The sequence below is a fragment of the Pseudomonas sp. GW822-FHT05A08 genome (assembly GCF_058800485.1).
Window position 1 is genome coordinate 5721240 of the sequence record NZ_CM179511.1, and the last position, 13524, is coordinate 5734763.

General features: G+C 65.7%; 10 protein-coding genes. 5 read left to right on the forward strand and 5 right to left on the reverse strand.

What is annotated here, in order from left to right; all coding sequences use genetic code 11:
* Nucleotides 1–14: 14 nt before the first annotated feature.
* Nucleotides 15–2357, reverse strand: coding sequence for a putative bifunctional diguanylate cyclase/phosphodiesterase (locus AC3RCP_RS25715; protein ID WP_101338974.1), 2343 nt, complete (start codon nt 2355–2357; stop codon nt 15–17).
* Between the two features lie 404 nt (nt 2358–2761).
* On the opposite strand from AC3RCP_RS25715, the gene lon reads away from it, so the two are divergent.
* The 5 genes from lon (at nt 2762) to cmoB (ending at nt 8382) form a co-directional block, all read left to right on the forward strand.
* The gene (gene lon / locus AC3RCP_RS25720; RefSeq protein WP_492570766.1) at nt 2762–5182 is read left to right on the forward strand and encodes an endopeptidase La; all 2421 of its coding nucleotides are present in this window, start codon (nt 2762–2764) and stop codon (nt 5180–5182) included.
* Nucleotides 5183–5356: 174 nt separating this feature from the next.
* Entirely contained in the window at nt 5357–5749 is a 393-nt protein-coding gene (locus AC3RCP_RS25725; protein WP_007930776.1) for a protease inhibitor I42 family protein, read from the forward strand.
* A gap of 1 nt (nt 5750) precedes the next feature.
* Entirely contained in the window at nt 5751–6386 is a 636-nt protein-coding gene (locus AC3RCP_RS25730; RefSeq protein WP_053262490.1) for a lysoplasmalogenase, read from the forward strand.
* Between the two features lie 299 nt (nt 6387–6685).
* Nucleotides 6686–7429: a carboxy-S-adenosyl-L-methionine synthase CmoA gene (cmoA, locus tag AC3RCP_RS25735; protein ID WP_492570765.1), complete on the forward strand. Its 744-nt coding sequence runs from the start codon at nt 6686–6688 to the stop codon at nt 7427–7429.
* Nucleotides 7426–8382 carry a tRNA 5-methoxyuridine(34)/uridine 5-oxyacetic acid(34) synthase CmoB gene (cmoB, locus tag AC3RCP_RS25740; protein ID WP_492570764.1) on the forward strand — a complete coding sequence of 319 codons (957 nt, stop codon included), beginning with the start codon at nt 7426–7428 and terminating at the stop codon, nt 8380–8382. Before cmoA ends, cmoB begins: the two co-directional genes overlap by 4 nt.
* Before the next feature lie 128 nt (nt 8383–8510).
* On the opposite strand, the gene tadA is transcribed toward cmoB, so the two are convergent.
* The 4 genes from tadA to ptsP all read right to left on the reverse strand — a co-directional run bounded on the left by tadA (nt 8511) and on the right by ptsP (nt 13481).
* Entirely contained in the window at nt 8511–9005 is a 495-nt protein-coding gene (gene tadA / locus AC3RCP_RS25745; RefSeq protein ID WP_007929589.1) for a tRNA adenosine(34) deaminase TadA, read from the reverse strand.
* Entirely contained in the window at nt 9005–10381 is a 1377-nt protein-coding gene (locus AC3RCP_RS25750) for a multicopper oxidase family protein (protein ID WP_007929587.1), read from the reverse strand. Before AC3RCP_RS25750 ends, tadA begins: the two co-directional genes overlap by 1 nt.
* Nucleotides 10382–10641: 260 nt before the next feature.
* Nucleotides 10642–10941: a PTS sugar transporter subunit IIB gene (locus AC3RCP_RS25755; RefSeq protein WP_101338978.1), complete on the reverse strand. Its 300-nt coding sequence runs from the start codon at nt 10939–10941 to the stop codon at nt 10642–10644.
* A gap of 2 nt (nt 10942–10943) precedes the next feature.
* Nucleotides 10944–13481, reverse strand: coding sequence for a phosphoenolpyruvate--protein phosphotransferase (gene ptsP / locus AC3RCP_RS25760; RefSeq protein ID WP_492570763.1), 2538 nt, complete (start codon nt 13479–13481; stop codon nt 10944–10946).
* Between the last annotated feature and the right edge of the window lie 43 nt (nt 13482–13524).

Consider the following 13524-nt stretch of genomic DNA (forward strand, 5'->3'; position numbering starts at 1 on the left):
CCACACAGGGCTGCTCAGCTGGAAATCCGCGACTTCAACAGCCAGGCCTCGAAGGCTGTGGCAGTCAGCGGCCGGCTGATCAGGTAGCCCTGGGCCGTGTCGCAATGCCAGCGCTCCAGCAGGCGCAGGCTGCGCTCCTGCTCCACCCCTTCGGCCACCACCTTGAGCCCCAGGTTGTGGCTCATCTCGATGGTGGAACGTACGATCACCGCGTCGCCGCTGGTTTCGTCGAGGTTGCGGATAAACGACTGGTCGATCTTCAACTCCTGCACCGGCAGCCGCTGCAATTGCGCCAGCGACGAGTAGCCGGTGCCGAAGTCGTCCACCGACAGGCTGATGCCGCAGTCGCGCAGGCTCTGCAACACCTCCAGCGCCTGCTCCGGGTGACGCATGATGGCGCTTTCGGTGATCTCGAAAATCAACTGCTCGGCGGACAACCGATAACGCTGCAGCAACACGCTCACCCGCGCCGCCAGGTCGTGGCCATGCAGGTCGTCCGCCGAGATGTTCAGCGACAACTGCAGATGCAGCCCGCGCATGTTCCATTCGGCCAGTTGCCGCATACCCTCCTCGATCACCCACAGGGTCAGGCTGTTCATGCTGCCGGTGCGCTCGGCCAGGGGGATGAACTCCGCCGGCGAGACCATACCGAACTCCGGGTGCTGCCAGCGCAGCAGGGCTTCGGCCTGGTGCACATGGCCGTGGCGCAGGTCCAGCTTGGGCTGGTACAGCAAGAACAGCTCGCCTTCCGCCGCGGCCCGGCGCAGGTCGCGGATCAGTCCGATCTGGCGCTGATGGGCCAGGTCGCGGTCCTGCTGGTAGATCTGCAGGTAACCGGGCTGGGCGGCCGCGTCGTGGCGGGCGATGGCGGCGCGGCTGATCAGCTCTTCCGCCGATTGCCCGTCGGTGGGGTAGACCGCCACGCCGATGCACACCTGGCGCTGCACTTCATCGCCACGCAGGGGCTGCGGCCTGCTCAATAACGCATGGAGCCGGTCGGCCATGGCCACCGCGCCATCGATCTCGGTATTTTCCAGCAGCAACAGAAACTCGTTGGCGGTGATGCGCGCGGCGGTGTCGCCGGTGGACACCGTCTCCGACAGCCGCCGGCTGACTTCGCGCATCATCTGCTCCACCCCTTCCGGGCCCAGGCCTTCGTTGATCGCCCGATAGTCCTCGATGCCCAGGTACAGCAGCACCACCTTGCGCCCGGCGCTGATGGCGTTGCTCAGGCGCTCCATGGCCAGCGCCCGGTTGGGCAGGCCGGTCAGGGGGTCGTGCAGGGCGTTGTGGGCCAGTTGCAGCTCGCGGCTGGCAATCCCGCTCTGCATGGCGTTGATCGCCTCGGCCAGCAAGCCGAACTCGTCGGTGCGCTTGAGCACCACCGGCACCTGGTAGTTGCCGGCGCCGATGCGTTGGGCGGCATCGGCCAGCACATTCAACGGCCGCGACACCCGCCGTGCCATGAACAGGGCGCCGGCCAGCGACACCACCAGCGCCACCAGGGCAATTACCAGGAACTCGCGGTCCAGCGGCGCGAAGGCCTGCAAGGCGTGATCCAGCGGGCTTTGCAGCAACGCCAGAACCTTGGGGTCGTCGGGATCGTCGGTATTGGCCAGTTGCAGGGCCTGATTGAGGAAGCGCTTGCCGTGGGCATCGCTCAACTGTGGTCGCGCGCGCCAGGACGCATTGCGCAGGGTGGTGATGATGGTCGCCCAGAAAATGTCCGGCTGAGTGCTGAACAGCTCCCCCGCGCGCCCGTCCTGCAGGGTGAGGAATGACACCTCCAGGTTGCTCATGGAGCGCAACTCGCTGGCGAACAGGTCGTCCATGCGAAACGCCATGACCACCCGATTCATGTGCATCGGCGTCAGTACCTGCCCCTGGACCAGCAGATAAGGCTGGCCCTTGAGCGCGACGATCAACATGCTTTTGCTCTGCCGCAGGGCCGTGCGCAATGCTCGGTCATAGGGGAAATGCTCACGCTCGGCGATCGCCCCCAGGGTGCTGGCGATCACCGTGCCTTCGGCGCCGAGCACGAACAGCTCGCTGCCGCGGGTGCCAGTGCCATGCTGACGCAGCGCCTCCAGAATCGCCCGCGAGTCGCCGCTGATCACCGCTTCACGGAACTGCGAGTCCACCACCAGCCAGTCCACGCCATAACGCAAGCGCCGACCGCGCAGTTCGAGCAGGCGTTCGAAGACCCGGGCGCCGGTTTGCAGCTGCACTTGCGCCTGGTTTTCCACCGCATGATTGGTCGCGGCCTTGACGGCGAAATACACCACCCCGATCACGATCAACAGCAACAACGCCAATACCCCAGTGATCCTTACCTGGAACGTATGGCGCCACTTCATGAGACGGCTCTCGTCGCCGCGACCTCACTGTTGTCGACCCTGCACCCCCACGGCGACACCCGCCGCTCCCCGCTGAAAAGTCCTTTGATCATTACGCGTCCCTCTGGGCAGCTAAAGATGCGTCAAATAAATGCCATTTTCCTGACAACATTTAATCGGTCCAGATTAGACTGCCAAGAGAAGAAGATCACGCAATAAAATCAGGGGGTTCATAAAGTCATTTTTTTGTCACCGCCAATTTACCAACGTTCTTGCGCAGAAATGACAGCCTCACAATCAGCACTTTGGAGGCTGCACTGCGTTGCGGTGACAAGGACTGAAATAATTGATCCGGCCCGGGCACCATTGAAACCGCTCGTCACCTGCCCCATCTAACCTGGCATACCCCATTGCGCAGGTGCCCCATGAGCGACCAGCAAGAACTTCCTGAAACCATGAGTGAATACGCCGACCCGGAAAACGCCGAACTCCATACGTCCTCCGGCAAGGGCCTGGCCCTGCCCGGGCAGAATCTGCCGGACAAGGTCTACATCATCCCGATCCACAATCGGCCGTTCTTCCCCGCGCAAGTCTTGCCGGTGATCGTCAACGAAGAACCCTGGGCCGAAACCCTGGAGCTGGTGAGCAAGTCCGAACACCATTCCCTGGCGCTGTTCTTCATGGACACCCCGCCGGAAGACCCACGCCATTTCGACACCTCGGCCCTGCCGCTGTACGGCACCCTGGTCAAGGTGCACCACGCCAGCCGCGAGAACGGCAAGTTGCAGTTCGTGGCCCAGGGCCTGACCCGCGTGCGCATCCGCACCTGGCTCAAGCACCATCGCCCGCCCTACCTGGTGGAGGTCGAATACCCGCACCAGCCGAGCGAGCCGACCGACGAGGTCAAGGCCTACGGCATGGCACTGATCAACGCGATCAAGGAACTGCTGCCGCTCAACCCGCTGTACAGCGAAGAACTGAAGAACTACCTCAACCGCTTCAGCCCCAACGACCCGTCGCCTTTGACCGACTTCGCCGCCGCGCTGACCTCGGCCACCGGCAACGAACTGCAGGAAGTGCTCGACTGCGTGCCGATGCTCAAGCGCATGGAAAAAGTCCTGCCGATGCTGCGCAAGGAAGTCGAGGTCGCGCGCCTGCAGAAAGAGATTTCCGCCGAGGTCAATCGCAAGATCGGCGAACACCAGCGCGAGTTCTTCCTCAAGGAACAGCTCAAGGTCATCCAGCAGGAGCTGGGCCTGACCAAGGACGATCGCAGCGCCGACATCGAGCAGTTCGAGCAGCGCCTGGCTGGCAAGGTCCTGCCTCCTCAAGCGCAAAAGCGCATCGTGGAGGAAATGAACAAACTGTCGATCCTCGAGACCGGCTCACCGGAGTACGCGGTCACCCGCAACTACCTGGAATGGGCCACCGCGGTGCCCTGGGGCGTGTACGGCGAGGACAAGCTCGACCTCAAGCATGCGCGCAAGGTGCTGGACCAGCACCACGCCGGGCTCGACGACATCAAGAGCCGGATCCTCGAATTCCTCGCGGTCGGCGCCTACAAGGGCGAGATCAGCGGCTCCATCGTGCTGCTGGTGGGTCCGCCCGGCGTGGGCAAGACCAGTGTCGGCAAGTCCATCGCCGAATCCCTGGGCCGGCCGTTCTACCGCTTCAGCGTCGGCGGCATGCGTGACGAGGCCGAGATCAAGGGCCACCGCCGCACCTACATCGGCGCCTTGCCGGGCAAGCTGGTGCAGGCGTTGAAAGACGTCGAGGTGATGAACCCGGTGATCATGCTCGACGAGATCGACAAGATGGGCCAGAGCTACCAGGGCGACCCGGCCTCGGCGCTGCTGGAAACCCTCGACCCGGAACAGAACGTGGAATTCCTCGACCACTACCTGGACCTGCGCCTGGACCTGTCGAAAGTGCTGTTCGTGTGCACCGCCAACACCCTGGATTCGATTCCCGGCCCGTTGCTGGACCGGATGGAAGTGATTCGCCTGTCGGGCTACATCACCGAGGAAAAGCTGGCCATCGCCAAGCGCCACCTGTGGCCCAAGCAGCTGGAAAAGGCGGGTGTGTCCAAGGCCAACCTGAGTATCAGCGACGCGGCCCTGCGCGCGGTGATCGATGGTTACGCCCGCGAGGCCGGCGTGCGCCAGCTGGAAAAACAGCTGGGCAAACTGGTGCGCAAGGCCGTGGTACGGCTGCTGGAAGAACCGGACGCGGTGATCAAGCTCGGCACCAAGGACCTGGAAGCCTCCCTGGGCATGCCGGTGTTCCGCAACGAGCAGGTGCTCAGCGGCACCGGGGTGATCACCGGCCTGGCCTGGACCAGCATGGGCGGCGCCACGCTGCCGATCGAAGCCACGCGGATTCATACCCTCAACCGTGGCTTCAAGCTCACCGGGCAATTGGGCGATGTGATGAAGGAGTCGGCGGAAATCGCCTACAGCTACGTCACCTCGCACCTCAAGCAGTTCGGTGGCGATGCCAAGTTCTTCGACGAGGCATTCGTCCACCTGCACGTGCCGGAAGGCGCCACGCCGAAGGATGGCCCGAGCGCCGGGGTGACCATGGCCAGCGCCCTGCTGTCCCTGGCACGCAACCAGCCGCCGAAAAAAGGCGTGGCCATGACCGGCGAGCTGACCCTGACCGGGCATGTCCTGCCCATCGGCGGGGTGCGCGAGAAAGTCATCGCGGCGCGCCGGCAGAAGCTCTACGAGCTGATCCTGCCGGAAGCCAACCGCGGCCACTTCGAAGAGCTGCCGGAGTACCTCAAGGAAGGCATCACCGTGCACTTCGCCAAGCGTTTCGCCGATGTGGCGAAAGTGCTGTTCTAACCCCGGACCTGTAGGAGCGAGGCTTGCCCGCGATGAAGGTAACGCGTAGTACCTGACGCACCGCGTCATCGTTCATCGCGAGCAAGCTTCGCTCCTACAACAGCCCTGCTCCACCACATATTCCTCAATCTTCGGTTATGCTCGCCCTTTGTCATGACCGGAGCTTTCTGACCCATGTCACCGATTCGTCTGTTGCTGCCCCTCAGCCTCGCCCTGCTCGCCGCCTGCGCCAGCCAACCCAAGCACAACGTCACGGTCGAGAACCAGAGCGAATGCCCAGTGCAACTGAGCAACGGGCAAAACCTGATCCTGACCCTGCCGAGCAACCCGACCACGGGTTATCGCTGGGCGATCCAGGACTCGGCCGGCGGCGTGCTGCGCAAAATCAGCCCCGAGGTCTACAGCAACCCCGAAGACAGTGGCCTGGTGGGCAGCGCCGGCCAGTCCACCTGGCGCTTCCAGGCCTTCGCAGCCGGCACCGGGCGCCTGCTGCTGACCTATCAACAGCCCTGGGCCCCGGAAGTCGCGCCGGTGAAAGCCTTCGACTGCGCCATTTCGGTCAAATGACATGGGCTGGCTGATCCTGGCGCTGATGGGCGCGGTGACCTTCCTCTACGGCCTGAGCATTCACGCCACCCTGCTGTGCCTGCTGGTCAAGCCGCTGCCGGTGCTGGCCCTGCTCGGCTGGCTGCACGATGCGCCCCCCAGCGACTATCGCCGCTGGATCAGCCTCGGCCTGTTGTTCTCCCTGCTCGGCGACGTGCTGCTGGCCTGGCCCGCCGACCTGTTCGTGTTCGGCCTCGGCGCCTTCCTGGTCGCGCACCTGGCCTATCTCAAGGCCTATACCAGCGATTGCCGGCGCCTGGCGCCCTTGCCCCTGCTGCTGGCCCTGGTCGTCGGCGCGGCGTTGCTGGGCATCCTGATCAGCCATGGCCTCGGCCCGTTGCTGGTGCCGGTGATCGTCTATGGCCTGGCCATCAGCGCTATGCTCTGGCGCGCCCTGGCTCGCCTGGGCAGCGAGGTGCCCAAGCGCTCGGCGCAACTGGCCGCCGCCGGCGCCGTGGCCTTTGTGTTCTCCGACAGCGTGATCGGCATCAGCCGTTTTGTGGTGGCCTTCGATGCCGCGCCCTACCTGATCATCCTCAGTTACTGGCTGGGGCAATGGGGGATCGCGGCGTCGGCCTTCCGCCAGAAGCCCCGCTGAGCCTGTAGCCGCTGCCGAGCCCGCGAGGCTGCGATCGGTCTGGGCGGCATTCCGACAAAGCGGCCGTAAAACCGGCCACCGTGGTCCTTCAGATAAACTCCATGCGCAGGCTTGGCGAGGACTACGTCCTCGTGCGCAGCCTCGCGAGCTCGGCAGCGGCTACAGGGCCAGAGGCGGGGAATCCAGCGGGCGGCGCCTTGTGTCGCCCTTGCGGCCCTGAAGGCCCTTCGGGCCTTATCGCAGCCTGCGGCAGCGGCTACAATGCCGCCCCTCTTTCTATCTCCATCGCTGGAACCGCCGTGAGCAAAGACCCCGACCGCCTTTTCGCCCAGCCCCTGGCCCAGGTGCCCGACTTCGCCTTCAACGAGGACGTGGTGCGGGTGTTCCCGGACATGATCAAGCGCTCGGTGCCGGGTTACCCGACCATTGTCGAGAACCTTGGCGTGCTCGCCGCCCAGTTCGCGCAGCCCAACAGCGTGCTCTACGACCTGGGCTCGTCCCTCGGCGCCGTGACCCAGGCCCTGCGCCGCCATGTGCGCACCGACGGCTGCCGGGTGATCGCGGTGGATAACTCGGCGGCCATGGTCGAGCGCTGCCGCGAGTACCTCAACGGCCAGGACTCGATGTTCCAGGAGCTGTTGCCGGTCGAAGTGATCGAAGGCGACATCCTCGCCCTGGAGTTCCAGCCGGCCTCGGTGGTGGCGCTGAACTTCACCCTGCAATTCATCGCCCCCGAACAGCGCCTGGCCCTGCTCGGGCGCATTCGCCAGGCGCTGCTGCCCGGCGGCGCGCTGATCCTCTCGGAGAAGCTGCGCTTCAACGACCCCGAGGAGCATGCGCTGCTCACCGACCTGCACATCGCCTTCAAGCGCGCCAACGGCTACAGCGAACTGGAAATCGCCCAGAAGCGCAGCGCCATCGAAAACGTCATGAAGCCCGACAGCCTCGAAGAACACCGCGAACGCCTGCTGGCCGCCGGGTTCTCGAAAGTCGTGCCGTGGTTCCAGTGTCTTAACTTTGCCTCGTTGATTGCCTTGCCATGATTGATCTGTCCCCCCTCGCCCGCCGTCTGGCCGGTACGCCGCTGGCCGACTGGGCCAACACCCTGCAAGCGCAACTCGACACCAAGATGGAAAAGGGCCACGGCGACCTGGAGCGCTGGCAGAGCGCGCTGGACGCGCTGCCGAAGATCCAGCCGAGCACGGTCGACCTGCTCAACGGCCTGACCCTCGATACCGACTGCGACGACGCCACCCGCGCCCAGATGCGCAGCGCACTGATGGGCCTATCGCCCTGGCGCAAGGGCCCGTTCGACCTGTTCGGCGTGCATGTGGACACCGAATGGCGCTCGGACTGGAAATGGTCGCGGGTCGCGAAGCACCTCGACCTGCAAGGCAAGCGCATCCTCGATGTCGGCTGCGGCAACGGCTACTACATGTGGCGCATGCTCGGCGCCGGTGCCCACAGCGTGATCGGCGTCGATCCGAACTGGCTGTTCTTCTGCCAGTTCCAGGCGGTGCAGCGTTACCTGTCGGAGCCCGCGGTGTGGCACCTGCCGTTCCCGTTCGAAGACCTGCCACCCAACCTGGAAGGCTTCGACACGGTGTTTTCCATGGGTGTGTTCTACCACCGCCGCTCGCCGATCGAGCATCTGCTGGCGCTCAAGGACTGCCTGGTCAAGGGCGGCGAACTGGTGCTGGAAACCCTGGTGGTGGAAGGCGACCGGCATCAGGTGCTGGTGCCGGAAGACCGCTACGCGCAGATGCGTAACGTATGGTTCCTGCCGTCGGTGCCGGCCCTGGAACTGTGGCTGCGTCGTGCCGGCTTCAGCGATGTGCGTTGCGTGGATGTGAGCGTGACCAGCATCGAGGAGCAGCGCGGCACCGAGTGGATGAAGTACCAGTCGCTGAGCGATTTCCTCGACCCGAACGACCACAGCAAGACCGTCGAAGGCCTGCCGGCGCCGATGCGCGCCGTTATCGTCGCCAGGAAATAAATGCCCCACACCGTGTAGGAGCGAGGCTTGCCCGCGATAACGATTTCGAGCGTCACGCCAGGTTCGAGGTATGCATGGCCCGGGCTGGCGTCATCGCGAGCAAGCTTCGCTCCTACAGAGGCAGGGACTCAGTTGCGACTGGCCCGGCGCGCCTTGAAAAACTCGCTCAACACCGCGCCGCACTCCTCGGCCAGCACCCCGCCCTCGACCAATACCCGATGGTTGAGAAAACCCTGGCTGAAGAACTGCCCCTGGCTCTGTACGATGCCCGCCTTGGGCTCCAGCGCGCCGTATACCACCCGGGCGATACGCGAATGCACGATCAGCCCGGCGCACATGCTGCACGGCTCCAGGGTCACGTAGAGGGTGCTGCCGGGCAGGCGATAGTTGTCGAGCGCCTGGGCCGCGGCGCGGATCGCGACCATTTCCGCGTGGGCGCTGGGATCGCTGCCGCTGATCGGGCAGTTGAAACCTCGGCCGATGATTTCCCCGTCCTGCACCAGCACCGCGCCCACCGGCACCTCGCCCAGGGCCGCGCCCTGGGCGGCCAGGGCCAGGGCTTCACGCATGAAGTCCTGGTCGCGGCTGCGATCGATGATCCGGGCGGGGCGAATCTGCCGCATCAGGCCACCTCGATGGCGGCCATCAGGCCGGTTTCCATGTGGTCGATCACATGGCAATGGAACATCCACACCCCCGGGTTATCCGCCACCAGCGCCACCCGGGCACGCTCGTTCTTGCCCAGCAGGTAGGTGTCGGTGAAGTACGGGGTGATCTTCTTGCGGTTCGAGGCGATGACCTTGAAGCTCATGCCGTGCAAGTGGATCGGGTGCTGGTACTGAGTCATGTTCTTCAATTCGAAAATGTAGCTCTGGCCCTTCTTGAGCGTGGCGATCGGGCGGTCGGCGCAGGTCTTGTCGGTGATGTCCCAGGCCTTGCCGTTGATCTGCCAGAGGCTCGGTGGCTTGCCATTGTCCACGTTCACCGAGACCGAGCCAACCCACTCGAAGTTGAAGTTGAGCTTCTCGGCGTTATCCAGGTCCGGCTCGGCGATCGGGTTGGCCGGCAACGCCGGCGGCCACTCGGTCGGCGCGTCGCTGTTGGCCACCGAACGCAAGGTGCCCAGGCGCACCGGGCCGTTGCGCAGCGACAATTCTTCACCGGCCGGCGGCGCCTTGATCGCCAGGCAGATGCGCATGCCCGGCCCCAGCCAGTATTCCTTGCCCAGCGGCCGCGGCTCGATGGGGTTGCCGTCCAGGGCGTAGATTTGCGCTTCGACACCCGGAATGTTGATGCGGTAGGTCAGGGTGTTGTCGAGGTTGAGCAGGCGCACGCGGGTGATCTGCCCGGCCGGGATCTCCACCACCGCCTGGGACACGCCATTGATGGTCGACAGGCGCCCCGCCGTGCCGCCACGCGCCGCCTCGCGGGGAATGCTGAAAGGCACGAAGGCGCCGGCTTCATCCACATGCCAGCTTTTCAGGCTCAGGGTACGTTCGTACTTGAAGCCGGTGGGTTCGCGCTCTTCGATGATCAGCGGGCCAACCAGGCCGCGACCCAGTTCTTCGCTGCTGTTGACGTGGGGGTGGTACCAGTAGCTGCCGGCATCCGGCACGCGGAACTTGTAGTCGAAGTATTCGCCCGGCATCACCGGCAATTGCGAGACGTAAGGCACGCCGTCCATTTCCAGCGGCAGGCGGATGCCATGCCAGTGGATGGTGGTGGCCACCGGCAGGTGGTTGATGAAGCGCACCCGCAGCCACTCGCCCTGGCGCACCCGCAGCTCGGTACCCGGCGCGGACGGGCCGAAGGCCCAGGCTTCGGTCTTGTGGCCCGGCACCAGTTCCACGTCCAGCGGTGCGGCGATCAGTTGATAATCGTGGCCCGCCTCGGCGTCGGCCATCTTGCCCAGCCAGTAACGCGCCGCGCCGCCGGCGCCCACGCCAACCACTGCAAGACCGGCCAGACCACCGAGTATCTGTCGACGGGTAAAGGACATGGACTCAACTACCTCACGTATCCGCGGCGGGCCGGGGCCCGCAAAAGGCGAATACGATACACCCGCAGTTGAGAAACAGTAAGGCCGGCGCGGCGACCGGCCGCAGGCGTAACCGCCCCTGTAGCCGCTGCCGAGCTTGCGAGGCTGCGTACGGGCGCGAAGCGCCCGCCAAGGCATCCAACGTGGTGGCTCAGGTGCAACGCATTGCCTGGGTTGCGGACGCTTCGCATCCGTACGCAGCCTCGCAAGCTCGGCAGCGGCTACGTCGGAGATAGGCCGACGAGCAGATGCACCACGCCGCCGACCAGCGCCATCACCCCGGGCACGCCGGCGCTACGCAAGGCTGTGGCATCGAGCAAGGTCGGGTCATGCAATTCCACCCGCACCCGGGTCAGGGCCACGCGCTGCCGGGTCTTGAGGTTGTTGGCGCCGCCCAGCGCCGCAATCACGGCCTCGTCCAGGGCGGCGTCGTCCTTGACCGGGGTCGTCGCTTTCGGCTGGTCGGGCACCAGGTCCGGGGTCAGGGCCTTCCAGAACGCCCGCTGCAATTTCTCGAACATGTTCAGTTCTCCAGAACCGGTGAAGGGGCCAGCGTCGATTGCCGATGCTGGTGCAAGGCGTCACGCACCTGCTCGGCGCTTTCCAGGCCGAGAATGCGCCCGGCGAGGGCCTGGCACTGGCTCAGCTCGACCTCGCGCACGCCGGCCTTGATCGCCGGAATCAGCGGCACGCTGACCGACAGCTCATCCACGCCCAGCCCCAGCAACAGCGGCACCGCCAGGGTTTCCGAAGCCAGCGCCCCGCACACGCCGACCCACTTGCCATGGGCATGGGCGGCCTTGACCGTGGAGGCGATCAGGCGCAGCACCGCCGGGTGGAAACTGTCGGCCTGGCTGGCCAGGCGCGGATGATCGCGGTCCATGGCCAGGGTGTACTGGGTCAGGTCGTTGGTGCCGATGGAGAAGAAGTCCACCTCCGGCGCGAACAGGTCGGCCAGCAGCGCCGCCGACGGCACTTCGATCATGATCCCCAGCTTTGGCAACTCCTTGAACCCCAGGGCCAGGGCTTCGTCCTCCAGCATCTGCCGTGCCTGCCGCAACTCCGCCAGCTGGGTGACCATCGGCAGCATGATGTGCAGGCGGGCCAGCCCGGCGCTGGCGAGGATCGCCCGGAACTGTTCGCGCAACAGCTGCGGGCGCTCCAGGCACAGGCGGATCCCGCGCATGCCGAGGAAGGGGTTGGCTTCAGGCTCCATCGGCACATAGGCCAGCGGTTTGTCGCCGCCGACATCCAGGGTCCGCACCACCAGATTGCGCTCCGGCCCCAGGGCCCGGGCGATGGCGCTGTAGGTCGCGGCCTGCTCCTCGTGGCTCGGGGCGACGCCGCGGTCCTGGTAAAGAAATTCCGAACGCAACAGGCCGACGCCCTCCCCGCCCAGGTCCATGGCCTGCTCGGCCTCGGCCAGCGAGGCGACGTTGGCCGTCACCTCGAAGTGATGGCCGTCGCGGGTCACCGCGGCCTGGGCCGACTGCTCCAGCTCCTGGCGCTGGCGCTGCTGTTGCTGCTGACGTCGTGCCTGCAACTGCGCGATCACCGCCGGCGCAGGCTCCAGGTGCAATTCGCCCTGGTCGGCATCCAGCAGCACCGGTGTGCCGCTGGCCAACGCCAGCACCTGTACCGGCAGGCCGCAGATCGCCGGCAACCCCAGGGCCCGGGCCAGAATCGCCACATGGCTGGTGGCCCCGCCGCCGACCGTGGCGAACCCCAGCACCTTGTGGGTATCGAGGCTGGCGGTCTGGGACGGGGTGAGCTGCTCGGCAATCAGGATCGCCTGCTCCGGCAGGGCCCAGGCGCTGTCCTGCACACCCAGCAGCAACTTGAGCACCCGCTGGCCGACATCCATCAGGTCCAGGGCGCGCTCGGCCAGCAACGGACTGCCTGACCCCTTGAACAGCTCGGCGGTGGCTTCGGTGGCGCGGTTCCAGGCGAATGCCGCGCTTTTGCCGTCGCTGATCAGGGCCTGGGCCTGCTCCAGCAGGCTCGGGTCTTCCAGCAGTTCCTGGTGAGCCTTGAAGATCTCGCCCTGGGCTGCACTGGCGGCCTTGTCCCGCAGGACTTGCAGGGCCGCGTTGGCCTGCGCCAGCGCCCGTTCCAGCTGCCCGCGCTGCGCGGCCTGATCGCTGGCGAACTCGACGACCTCAAGCTTCTGCTCGGCCACCTGCACCACTTGCCCGAAGGCCGAGCCCGTCGAGGCGCAGACGCCCCGCAGCAACTTGCCCACTGGCGTCGCAACCGCCGCCACAGGTTCGGCGGCGATCACCGCGGTCACCGCCTCGCCACAACCACTCGCCAGCAACTCGGCCAGGGTCTTGATCGCCCTCTCGGCATCCTCACCCGCCGCGCTGACTTGCAGGGCATCGCCCTGCGCGGTCTGCAACGCCATGATCGCCACCAGGGACTTGGCGTTGGCGCTGGCCTGCTGCTTGTGCAGGCAGATGCTCGCCTTGAAGCCCTTGGCCGCCTGGGCGAACACCGCCGCCGGGCGCGCATGCAGGCCATTGGGATTGGGCAGCGTCACCGGTTTGGAAAACCGCGCCTCGCCCTCTTCCTCGGGCTCCGCGCTTGGCGCAGGCGCGCCCAGGCTCAGCTGCAACAACGGCTGGCCGCTGTCCACCAACGCGCGGTCCGCGGTCAGCCAGGTGAACGGCTCGCCGCTGACCACCAGCATCAGCGTCAGCAGGCTGCGGGCATGCACGGCGATGTAGTCGGCATCGAACTCGATCAGCGGTTGCCCAGCCTCGACCCGCTGGCCCTCCTCCACCAGGCGGCTAAAGCCCTTGCCCGCCAGGTTCACCGTGTCCAGGCCGATGTGCATCAGCACCTGCACCCCGTTGTCGTCGGTGATGCTCACCGCATGGCCACTGTCCTGCACATTGCTGACCACACCGGCCAGCGGCGCGCGCAAGGTCTGCGAGGTCGGGTCGATGCACAGGCCGTCACCGATGACCCGGCTGCTGAACACCGGGTCCGGCACTTGCTCCAGGGGCATCAGCAGCCCGGACAGCGGCGCGAGCAGTTGCAATTGTTGGGTTGTAGCCATGACTTCACCTGCTGTTTGTTCTTGTAAGTGCCGATGGAGCGCG

Excerpts from the sequence above, each read along its gene's own strand:
- cmoB (WP_492570764.1), top strand. The coding sequence starts at position 7,426 with ATGATTGATCTGTCCCCCCTCGCCCGCCGTCTGGCCGGTACGCCGCTG.
- AC3RCP_RS25750 (WP_007929587.1), bottom strand. The coding sequence starts at position 10,381 with ATGTCCTTTACCCGTCGACAGATACTCGGTGGTCTGGCCGGTCTTGCA.
- AC3RCP_RS25725 (WP_007930776.1), top strand. The coding sequence starts at position 5,357 with ATGTCACCGATTCGTCTGTTGCTGCCCCTCAGCCTCGCCCTGCTCGCC.
- ptsP (WP_492570763.1), bottom strand. The coding sequence starts at position 13,481 with ATGGCTACAACCCAACAATTGCAACTGCTCGCGCCGCTGTCCGGGCTG.
- AC3RCP_RS25715 (WP_101338974.1), bottom strand. The coding sequence starts at position 2,357 with ATGAAGTGGCGCCATACGTTCCAGGTAAGGATCACTGGGGTATTGGCG.
- lon (WP_492570766.1), top strand. The coding sequence starts at position 2,762 with ATGAGCGACCAGCAAGAACTTCCTGAAACCATGAGTGAATACGCCGAC.
- AC3RCP_RS25755 (WP_101338978.1), bottom strand. The coding sequence starts at position 10,941 with ATGTTCGAGAAATTGCAGCGGGCGTTCTGGAAGGCCCTGACCCCGGAC.
- tadA (WP_007929589.1), bottom strand. The coding sequence starts at position 9,005 with ATGCGGCAGATTCGCCCCGCCCGGATCATCGATCGCAGCCGCGACCAG.
- AC3RCP_RS25730 (WP_053262490.1), top strand. The coding sequence starts at position 5,751 with ATGGGCTGGCTGATCCTGGCGCTGATGGGCGCGGTGACCTTCCTCTAC.